The organism is Sporanaerobacter sp. PP17-6a, from assembly GCF_900095615.1.
Taxonomy (GTDB): Bacteria; Bacillota; Clostridia; order Tissierellales; family Acidilutibacteraceae; genus Acidilutibacter; species Acidilutibacter cellobiosedens.
Map to the genome: position 1 here is coordinate 74,646 of NZ_FMIF01000036.1, position 10,883 is coordinate 85,528.

Below are 10,883 nucleotides of genomic sequence, written 5' to 3' on the forward strand. Positions count from 1 at the left end.
AATGGAGAGTTAAAGGAGGTAAAAATGACATTAAAATGACATCAAAAATTTCCCCATCACTAATGTGTATCGATTTTACGAATATCGAAGAGGATATAAAGCTTCTAAAAGCAAGTAATGTTGATTATTTACATTTTGACATAATGGATGGGAATTTTGTCCCCAATTATACTTTTGGTCCAGATTTTATGAATTCCATAAGAAAAATTACAGATTTGCCCTTTGATATTCATTTAATGGTCGAAAACCCTGAAAGAAAATTGGATTTTTTTAATATTAGAGAAGGAGATATTGTTTCAATACATTATGAATCGACAACACATGTACAAAGGGTTCTTGAAAAGATTAAAGATTTAGGTGTAACGCCATCAATAGCTTTGAATCCGTCTACACCGATTTGCTGTATAGAAGATATCCTTGATGATATTGGCGTTGTACTAATTATGACTGTAAATCCCGGATTTGCAGGTCAGAAGATGATACCGGCAATGTTAAATAAAATCGGAAGATTAAGGCATTATTTGGATATAAAAGGCTATAAATCTATCGAAATTGAGGTTGACGGAAATGTAAGTTTTGAAAATTCTCGCAGAATGAAAAAAGCCGGTGCTAACATTTTTGTAGCCGGAACTTCCAGCATTTTTTCAAATCGTAAGAATATCCGGAATGGGGTATATCGGCTAAAGGCGCAAATAATGGATTGATGTTGATATAAGAATGGTGGATAAGTGTTTTATCCACTATTTTTGTGGTGATAAATTTCGATTTAAGTAGGGTTAATTTATTGGTTTTTTTATCAAGAATAAGTATAATAGAAATATCATTTGTTTTATATTTAGGAAGGAAGTGAATTCAAAATGAGAATTAAACAGGGTAACTGCTCAGTACAGTTGATATAATTTGTTGGCAGATTGTACTGAGCTATAAAGAAAATATCTGTCAGCAGTCACAACTGTACTGTTCTGAGATGAGATAATTATAAATTTCGGAGAAAGAAGGAGTACAGTTATGAATTACTTGATGAAAATTGTAAAGAAGAATAAACTATTGGTTGGCAGCTATCTATTATTAGGTATATTACTGGCTTTTTTAGAAAATTTTACTGCAAGCTATTTTCAAACTTTAATAAATAAATTTAATGACAGGTCCTTAACAGCATCTGTTATTATAATATATGCCTTTGTTCTTGTCATGCTATGTGTCTTAAGTTATTTAGATGAGTATCCGGGACGTAAATTAGAACACAGCATTTTTCTTGATTTGAAAATAGAGGCATTGAAGAAGATTAGCCGCGTGGATTATAAATCATATCAAACAATGGGCACCGGTAAATTGGTTCAGAAAATTGAGAACGGTTCTTCCGCTGGGAAAAGTATGTTATTTGATTTTATTTTTGAATTAACAAGAAAATTGATTCCATCTATTTTGTTCAGTATGATTTTTATTTATAGAATTAATAAGATTATTATGTGGGTAATACTTATTGGTTATATTTTCATTTTTATTGTTACAAATTTACTTCTTAAAAGGTTATATCGGATTAAAGAACATATTTTGTTAAACGAAGAGGAGATGAATCATTTTCTTGTCAGAGGATTTATGGAAATGGTCATTTTTAGGATAAACAAAAGATTTAATTATGAAATAGAAAAGGCAAAGTTTGCTGAAAAAGAAATAGTAGGTTCAAAGGTAAAAATGACTCTTATTCATGAAGCTTTTTTTACTATTTTTGAATTGATGGTCATATCTGTTAAAGTTGCTGTAATTGTTTACGGATGGATTACAAAATCCTTTGGAATAGGTGCTGTTGTTGCATTGATATCTTTAGTTGATAATGCATATATTCCTATTGCTATATTTAACGTTTTATATGTTCAGTATAAACTGGACAAAGGAGCATTTAAGCGTTATACGGATTTTTTGGATTTGGATAACGATTATCAATTCGGAAAAGGTAAAATGATTCCCGCTCTTAGAGGAAATATTTCTTTTTACGGATTAAAATTTTTATATGGAAATAGATTGATATTTAACAATTTGAACTTAACTGTTAATTCCGGTGAGAAAATTGCGTTTGTAGGAGAAAGCGGTTCAGGAAAATCAACGCTGATTAAACTTCTCGCGGGACTGCTGAAACCTGGTGGAGGTAAGATATTGGTAGATGACTATGATCTGTCAAGAATAGATCTAAATAGCTATTATGACTATATTGATTATGTTCCCCAAGAGTCGTCTATCTTTGATGGAACTTTGAGAGAGAATCTTGTGTTTAATAAAAATGTAGATGATAAAGAAATTGTTAATGTTCTAAATCAAGTTGAACTGTCGGGGTTGTATTATAAACTAAAAGATGGATTGGGTACGGAATTAGGCGAAAAGGGAATATCCTTATCAGGTGGGGAAAGACAGAGAATAGCTTTAGGGCGTTTGTGGTTTTCAAAGGCAAATATAATTCTGTTGGATGAAGCTACTTCTGCAATGGATAATATAACGGAAGAAAACGTCATGAATCACGTTATGGATTTATTGAAAGAAAAAACTGTAATTGTAACAGCTCATCGTTTGAATTCAATAAAGAACTTTGAACGCATTGTTGTATTCAAAAATGGAGATATTATAGGACAAGGTAAATTTCAAGAGTTGTTGGAAAACAATCCATATTTCAGAGAATTGTATTATGCAACGGTAAACAAATAATTTTTGTATTAAGAATGGTATATAAAGTTAACCCGTTTTGATAGAATAGAAATAGTTTTGTCGGCCAATAGGCAAATCTGATGAAGATGCCTCCGTATACGTACGGAGGCATTGCTTACCAACTATTATTATAATATATACAAAACCGTTAAAACAAAATTTTTCTGAATACTGAACTTTAAGGTTATTTTTAAGCGGTTTTAGGATAAATTGTCCACAAAGACAAACTACTTAGCAAATGGGTCATTATCTTTATCAGAATTCCATATATATTCAATACTATCTGCAATTTCTTTTGCTTTATTTACACCAAATCTTTCAGCAATAAATCCGAGTGCCATATCCATTCCTGCCGATATACCAGAGGAAGTATAAAATTTCCCATCTACTGCCCATCTTGCATGGGTAATCCAGTCTACATTTGAGTTTACTGATTTTACCCACTTAAGGGCTCTTTTATTTGAAGTTGCTTTTTTACCATCCAGTAGATTTGTTTTTGCTAAAAGAGCAGAACCAGTGCATACCGTTAGGCAATATGTTGACTGAGCGGCGATTTGCGTTAGTTTTTCAATAAATTTTATATCCGTGACTAAAGGCCGCGCACCTTGCCCGCCTGGAACTAAGAGTATACCATAAAAATCAGCATTCTCTAACGGTGTGGTGAAAACATTTGTCCCTTGTCTACTTTTAATAATACCACCATTAATTGAAATATAGTGCATATGGTATTCTTCGATACGGCTCAAAATTTCCACAGGTCCAAATGCATCCAATGTTTCAAAATCGGGAAACAACAAAATATTTATATCCATGAAAACAATCCTCCCAACATATTTTGTACTTTGAAACTATCATATAAAACAAAATAAGTCAATTGCATTGTAATTGGCTTATTTAACAAAGTTATTCTAAGCCGAAAGCGTGGCAGTATATTTGTACCAACTTAATATCCAGATTGCTTACCATATAGTGGCGGACTATAGCAATAGAAAAATTTTAAATTAATAAATTTAACAAGCTCATAGCAACCAAATTTCAAACAACTCTATATTATATATGTGATGAAAATTCCAGAAAAAAAACTGCATATAGTCATCTCCTTTCAAAAGGGTTAAAATTAATTTTGACCCTTTTATTGAAATTTTTATCGTCGACCTCCAATAATGTAAAAACTACCGGGGTTCGACAATAATTTATTTTTTTATAAACATAAGCAAATCCAATACGTATGCCAAGATTAAGTGATAAACATACAATATTTGTTGATTTGACAAAAAAAGAGAAGTATAGTAATATCAATAAATAAATGAGTATCAGAATACCTATGAGGAATTGAAACGCGTTTGGCCTTGCCAAAGGTGGTATAGTCAGCAAGGTATCAGAATACCTATGAGGAATTGAAACAACAACTCTTCCGTCGTCGGAGTTTCGTATGCGGGAAGTATCAGAATACCTATGAGGAATTGAAACCAGGAGTTGCAGAACCGAATACAAAAGATTATACAGGGTATCAGAATATCTATGAGGAATTAAAACTATAACTTGGATGTATAAGTATAAAAATAGGAGGGTAAGTATGCTTGAATTTAAATATGATACGCAACTATTAATAGATGGGAAGAATCTTTCTGAGGATAAAATTGGTGAATATATTACCAAAAATATAAAGGGAGATTGTTTATTAGCGGTCGGCAGTGAAGAGACGATAAAAATTCATTTTCACACGAATACTCCTTGGAAAGTGCTTGAATATTGTGCTTCACTGGGCGATGTTTATGATGTTGTCATAGAAAATATGGAACGACAAACCAATGGCCTAAAAGGCTAAACACAATTATATATGAGAGAAATTAGGATAAACAAAAGGGCCCATTAATTTGGGCCTTTTTTTGACTGGAAATATCTGAATTTTAATTTATAAAAAACAATAATAAAAGAAAGTCAAAATTTTATTGGAATTTCAGCAAAAAAATGAAAGTTTGACTTCAACAGATCAAAATAAATATGGTAATACTGTAGTAATGCATCATTTTAATGGAAAAGAACCAATGGAAGAAGTGACAAAAAATGATCTTATTATGATTAAAAAAACATTATATAATTTTTTTACAAAGGCTTTATTGACAATAAATAATAAAATAAAAATAGTAGGGATTATTTGTCCCTACTTATTTTTTAAAAATCATAGTCTGTGCGAATAGTAATAATGCCGAAGGCGGGAGTCGAACCCGCACGAGGTTTAAGCCCCACTGGATTTTGAGTCCAGCACGTCTGCCAATTCCATCACTTCGGCTTAACGGTTACAAAAAATATGTTAACATATAACAAAACAAAAATCAAGATATTATTTTAAATTGTTTACTGATTATTTTTTTTAGGATATACTTATTATGAAGCTGTTAAAAAATAATAGCTTATATAAGAATATGGGGAGATGATTTTTTGGATAAACTCATGATAATTGATGGAAGCAGCCTTTTATATAGGGCTTTTTATGCGCTGCCTCTTTTGTCTACAAAAGATGGAATATATACTAATGGGGTATATGGATTTTTGACTATGTTTTATAAGATAAAGGATGAATATGACCTGGATTATATATGTATAGCTTTTGACAAGAAAGGGCCAACTTTCAGGCATATAGAATTTGATAAATATAAGGCAAATAGGCAGCAGATGCCTAATGAATTGTCTATACAGTTCCCCATACTCAAAGAAGTGTTAAAAGCAATGAATGTTACCTTTATTGAAACAGATGGATATGAAGCTGATGACATTGCAGGCACTGTATGCAATATAGGAAAAGAAAACAATATGGAAGTTATATTGGTGTCAGGGGATAAGGATTATCTTCAGCTTGTTTCTCCTCATTCCAAAGTTCTTTTAGTCAGAAAGGGAATAACTCAATTAGAAGAATATGACGAGAAAAAAATGGAAGAACGATATGGAATTACTTCCCAACAATTTATAGATTTAAAAGGCCTTATGGGAGATCAGTCCGATAATATTCCGGGGGTTCCCGGAATTGGAGAAAAAACGGGAATTAAACTTATAAAGCAGTTCGGCTCCATTGAAAATATTTTTGAACATATAGATGAGGTTTCCGGAAATAAAGTTAAAAATTCTTTAATAGAATATAAACAAGGAGCATTTATGAGCAGGAAATTATCTGAAATAATAACAAATGTTCCGCTGGATATTAAATTGGAAGATCTGAAAGTCAGAAAAGCTGATTTCAAACAATTAAAAGAAATTTATGAGAAATTGGAATTCAAAAGCTTAATTAATAAGATTCCGGAAGATGAAATTGAACACAATAATAAGAATATCTATAGATCGGAATACTTTATAGGAGGAAAAGATAATATTAATACAATCTTAAAGGGAATAGATAAGGAAAAGAAATTTTCTTTTAAATTTGTATTTGAGGATTCGGATTATATAAAAGATGAGATATTAGGAGTTGCCTTAAAATGTAATGATTTTCCTTCGTTATATTTGGATTTTTTGGGAGAACCTTCTTTAATAGATGAATTTAAGCATAATTTTAAAGAATATTTTGAGAGAGATGATATAGAAAAGATAGGTCATGACTTAAAGGGAGATATCTTAGGATTATTTAGGATGGGAATAGATATTAAAAATATTACATTTGATAGTGCCATTGCGCAATATTTAATTAATCCTTCTCAAACGGATTATAGTATTGGAAAATTATCTGAAAAATATTTGAATGTAAATATTGAAGATAAAGAAAAAATATTGGGGAAAGGGAAAAACAAGAGGACTTTTAAAGATTTATCCGTATCGGAGAGAGCAGAATATTTTTCAAACATACTTAATATGGTTTATTCCTTAGAAAATACTATGGAGGGATTTATTGAAAGCTTTGGTATGACTGAACTTTATAACAATGTAGAATTGCCCCTTATAGAGGTATTGGCCAGCATGGAATGGTATGGATTTAAAGTAGACGAAAATATACTTAAAAGTCTTGGAGAGGAATTTGAAGAAGAAATAGAAAAATTGACACATAAAATATTTGATTTAGCAGGAGAAGAATTTAATATAAATTCACCAAAGCAATTGGGAGAAATATTATTTGAAAAACTGAATCTTCCTGTTATTAAAAAGACAAAAACCGGATATTCTACAGATGCGGAAGTGCTGGAAAAATTAAAGGATAAACATTCCATAGTTGATAATATCCTTAAATATAGACAGTTAGTCAAATTAAAATCTACCTATATTGACGGATTTATTGCTTTAATTGATAAGAATACTGGCAGAATTCATTCCAGTTTTAATCAAACAGTTACGAATACAGGAAGAATAAGCAGTACCGAGCCAAATCTCCAGAATATACCTGTAAAAACTGAAGAGGGAAAGAGAATACGAAAGGCTTTTGTTCCAGAAAATAATGATTATCTGTTAGTTGATGGAGATTATTCTCAAATAGAGCTGAGAGTGTTGGCTCATATCTCCGACGATCCAAAATTAAAGGAATCATTTTTTCATGATGAAGACATTCATACAAGGACCGCAAGCGAAGTTTTTAAAGTAAAAAAAGAAGATGTAACACCTGCCATGAGAGGAAGAGCTAAGGCGGTTAATTTTGGAATAATATATGGCATAAGTGATTATGGCCTTTCAAGAAATTTAAATATATCTCGAAAAGAAGCAAAGGAATATATCAAAAATTATCTTGAAAATTATAGTATGGTAGAAAGCTATATGGATGATATAGTGAAAAGAGGCAGGGAAACGGGGTATGTTGAAACTATACTTCATAGAAGAAGATATATTCCCGAATTGAATTCCAAAAATTTTAATGTAAGGAGTTTTGGAGAAAGAATTGCTATGAATACCCCTATTCAGGGAAGTGCCGCAGATATAATAAAAGTGGCGATGGTTAATGTCTATTATGAACTTAAGAAGAGAAAATTAAAATCAAGATTGATACTTCAGATCCATGATGAATTGATAGTAGAAGCAGAGAAAGAAGAAAAGGATGAAGTGATGAAATTGCTAAAGGATATAATGGAAAAATCTACTGTTCTAAATGTTCCTTTAAAAGCTGATGTAAAAGTAGGTGAAAGTTGGTATGAAACAAAATAGATGTAAGATTATAGGAATCACCGGAGGAATAGCTTCGGGTAAGAGTACGGTTTCCGATATATTGAGAAAGAAAGGATATACAGTAATTGACGCAGATGATATTTCACGAAAAGTAACAGACATTGGAGAATCCGCTTATGAAAAGATACATGAATATTTCGGCGATGACATTCTTAGAAAAGATTTATCTATAGATAGAAAAAAATTGGGAAGCATTATATTTGGTGATGAAGAAAAAAGAAAAAAATTAAATGAGATGGTTCATCCTGAAGTATATAAGAAGATGATTCAGGAAATAAGGATTAATGCCCAAAGGGATGAAATAATATTTCTTGATATTCCTCTCCTTATAGAGGAAATAGAGAATTCAAAAAAATATGGAATAGAATATGATGAAATATGGCTGGTATTTGTAAGCGAAAAAGAGCAAAGAGAAAGGCTTATGATGAGGGATAAAATTTCGTCGGAAGAAGCTGAGAAACGGATTAAATCACAAATGTCTATGGATTTTAAAAGAAAATACGCTACACGTTTGATTGATAACCAATATGGGAAAGAACACTTGACAAAAATAGTAGAAAAATTAGTAAAATCTCTATAGTAGTAAATGGAGTGGTATAGTTGTTCAAAATATCTAATAAAACATTAAAAATTATTTTTAAAATCCTGTTTGTTATTTTTATTGCTTTTTTTGTGAGTAATTTGTTTCTAAGGCTGATGTACCCTGTAAATTATGGAGATTATATTGAGAAATACTCAAAAAATTTTGGCGTTGATCCTTATTTGGTTGCAGCTATTATCAATGTTGAAAGTAAATATGACGAAGACGCCAGATCTCATAAGGATGCCAGGGGGCTTATGCAAATATCCCTTGTCACAGGAGAATGGGCTTTTACGGAATTGAATATTGACGGTTATACTTTAGATAAATTATATGAACCGGAAACAAATATAATGGTCGGATGTTGGTATTTGAATGTTCTGCAAGAGGAATTCAATGGAGATCTCCGTCTTGTTCTTGCTGCCTATAATGGAGGAAGCGGAAACGTATCAAAGTGGTTAAAAGATGAAAAATATAGTAAAGACGGTAAAACTCTTGATCGAATACCTTATAAAGAAACAGAAGAATATGTAAATAAAGTTTTGCGATATAATGAAATTTATAGAAAAGTTTACAAAAATGGATTTATGGAAGAAGAAAGATTTATCAAAAATAACTTTGTTTATCTAATAAATAATTTTAAAAAACTGTTAAAAAAATTTGTTACGATAGTCCGATAGGGAGGAAATAAAATTGAAATTTAGAAGAATAACAGCGGTATTTTTGTTAGTCGTATTGACAATCTTGTCTGTTGGCTGTAAAAATAAGAATGAAGTTGGAGGGACTATAGATAATAATAAAGAAAAAATTGAAAGCGGAGAAGAAGAAAAACCAGAGTACGGAGGGACTTTAAGAGTACCGTTGACTACTGTTGAGACTTTAAATCCGCTGATAAGTGAAAATATAAGCTATTATAATTTTAGCAAACTTATTTTTGAAGGATTATTTAAATTAGATAAAAATTTAAACATTGAAAATCAATTGGTTCAAAATTATGAGATAAAAGAAGACGGAAAAGTAATAGGAATAAAGTTGAGAGAAAATGTAGTATGGCATGATGGAGAAAAATTTACTGCTAAGGATGTAAAATTTACGATAGATACTCTAAAATATGCAGGAAATGATAATATATATAAGAACAGCATTTTAAGTAATTTTAAATCTTATACTTCTTCTGATTTGAGACATATAATGGACGTAAAGATAATTGATGACTATAATATAGAGATAGTATTTGACAGAGCTTTTAGCAATGGGCTGGAAATTTTAACTTTTCCCATAATACCAAGGCATATCTTTGTAAAGGGAAGAGAAAATAGTTCTTCTTATAAGGCTGCATTGGCTGAAGATAATTATACTCCCATAGGGACAGGACCATACAAATTTTCTAAATACGAAAAAATTAAAAGCATTAACCTTGAGGCAAATACTAATTGGTGGCAGGGTAAACCATATATTTCTACTATAATTGGAGAAATAATGAAGGACGAAGATTTGGCGATGACATCTTTTGAAGCAAATCAAGTGGATTTGACTACTTCAGTAGGTGTAGATTGGGAAAAATATTTTCAAAGCAAGAGAGTAAAAATTATTGAATATGTATCTCAAAACTACGAACTTTTAGGATTTAATTTTTCAAGAAAAGTTTTTGCTGATGAAAAGGGAAAAGAATTAAGGAAAGCAATAGCTTATGGAATAGATAGACAATCTATTATTCAAAAAGTATATATGGGTCATGCTACCCAGGTGGACTTGCCCATATATCCTAATTCGTGGCTTATTTCCGACAACAGTAATATATATGGATTTAACATAGATAAAGCTAAGGAAATTTTATCATCTGCCGGTTATAAAGACGAAAACGGGGATGGTTTTGTAGAAGATGAAAATGGGAAGACTTTGACTTTAAAAGTTACTACAAACTCTTATAATCCTTTGAGACTCAAAACCGCTGATTTAATAGTAGAAAATTTAAAAGCAATAGGCATAAATGCAACTAAAGATTATGAAGATAATGTTCCTAATAATATTACAGATGAAGAAGTAGAGGAACAGTGGCAAAAATATACACAAAAAATTAAGAAAGGTGATTTTGACATAGCTCTAATGGGATGGCAACTATCAGATGTATGTGATTTATCTTTTGCTTTCCATTCTTCTCAAATTTATTATGGAACTAATTTTATAAGATATTCCGATGAAGAAATGGATCAATTGTTATTCGATGCTTTCAGTGCAACTAACAGAGAAGAAAAAAAGAAAGCATATGGAAAATTGGAAGATAAGATACTTGAAGATCTGCCTTATGTAAGTTTATTTTTTAGGAATGAAGCTCTGCTTATTGATAAAAATATTAAGGGAAATATAAATCCCCAGTCTAATAATTTGTACTATAATATTGAGAAGTGGTATATACCAAAGGAATTTCAGGAGAAAAATGTTGATTAATTTTTTAAAATCATTATAA

Annotated in this window: 8 protein-coding genes and 1 tRNA gene; 7 read left to right on the forward strand and 2 right to left on the reverse strand. The window is 30.8% G+C overall.

Annotated features, from left to right (window positions below; translation table 11 throughout):
* The first annotated feature begins 35 nt into the window (after window positions 1-35).
* Both rpe and PP176A_RS13515 read left to right on the forward strand, forming a co-directional pair.
* Entirely contained in the window at window positions 36-704 is a 669-nt protein-coding gene (gene rpe / locus PP176A_RS13510; RefSeq protein ID WP_071141000.1) for a ribulose-phosphate 3-epimerase, read from the forward strand.
* A 304-nt stretch (window positions 705-1,008) separates the two neighbouring features.
* Window positions 1,009-2,697: an ABC transporter ATP-binding protein gene (locus PP176A_RS13515; RefSeq protein WP_071141001.1), complete on the forward strand. Its 1,689-nt coding sequence runs from the start codon at window positions 1,009-1,011 to the stop codon at window positions 2,695-2,697.
* A 227-nt stretch (window positions 2,698-2,924) separates the two neighbouring features.
* Here PP176A_RS13515 and PP176A_RS13520 read toward each other — a convergent pair whose 3' ends face one another.
* Window positions 2,925-3,509 (reverse strand): DJ-1/PfpI family protein, encoded by a 585-nt coding sequence (locus PP176A_RS13520; protein ID WP_071141002.1) that lies wholly within the window; start codon window positions 3,507-3,509, stop codon window positions 2,925-2,927.
* Window positions 3,510-4,273: 764 nt separating this feature from the next.
* Here PP176A_RS13520 and PP176A_RS13525 point away from each other — a divergent pair.
* Window positions 4,274-4,525: a kinase to dihydroxyacetone kinase gene (locus PP176A_RS13525; RefSeq protein ID WP_071141003.1), complete on the forward strand. Its 252-nt coding sequence runs from the start codon at window positions 4,274-4,276 to the stop codon at window positions 4,523-4,525.
* A gap of 379 nt (window positions 4,526-4,904) precedes the next feature.
* Here PP176A_RS13525 and PP176A_RS13535 read toward each other — a convergent pair.
* Window positions 4,905-4,990: transfer RNA gene (locus tag PP176A_RS13535), tRNA-Leu, on the reverse strand.
* 161 nt (window positions 4,991-5,151) lie between these two features.
* Between PP176A_RS13535 and polA the strand changes: the two genes are divergently transcribed.
* Genes polA through PP176A_RS13555 form a run of 4 tightly spaced genes read left to right on the forward strand, consistent with a single transcriptional unit; the run spans window position 5,152 to window position 10,864 of the window.
* Window positions 5,152-7,815: a DNA polymerase I gene (polA, locus tag PP176A_RS13540; RefSeq protein WP_071141010.1), complete on the forward strand. Its 2,664-nt coding sequence runs from the start codon at window positions 5,152-5,154 to the stop codon at window positions 7,813-7,815.
* Window positions 7,802-8,416 (forward strand): dephospho-CoA kinase, encoded by a 615-nt coding sequence (coaE, locus tag PP176A_RS13545; RefSeq protein ID WP_071141005.1) that lies wholly within the window; start codon window positions 7,802-7,804, stop codon window positions 8,414-8,416. The genes polA and coaE overlap by 14 nt, the downstream gene beginning before the upstream one ends.
* Before the next feature lie 20 nt (window positions 8,417-8,436).
* Window positions 8,437-9,096 (forward strand): lytic transglycosylase domain-containing protein, encoded by a 660-nt coding sequence (locus tag PP176A_RS13550; RefSeq protein WP_071141006.1) that lies wholly within the window; start codon window positions 8,437-8,439, stop codon window positions 9,094-9,096.
* A gap of 13 nt (window positions 9,097-9,109) precedes the next feature.
* On the forward strand, window positions 9,110-10,864 hold the full coding sequence (locus PP176A_RS13555) for a peptide ABC transporter substrate-binding protein (RefSeq protein WP_071141007.1): 1,755 nt from the start codon (window positions 9,110-9,112) through the stop codon (window positions 10,862-10,864).
* Window positions 10,865-10,883 lie beyond the last annotated feature (19 nt).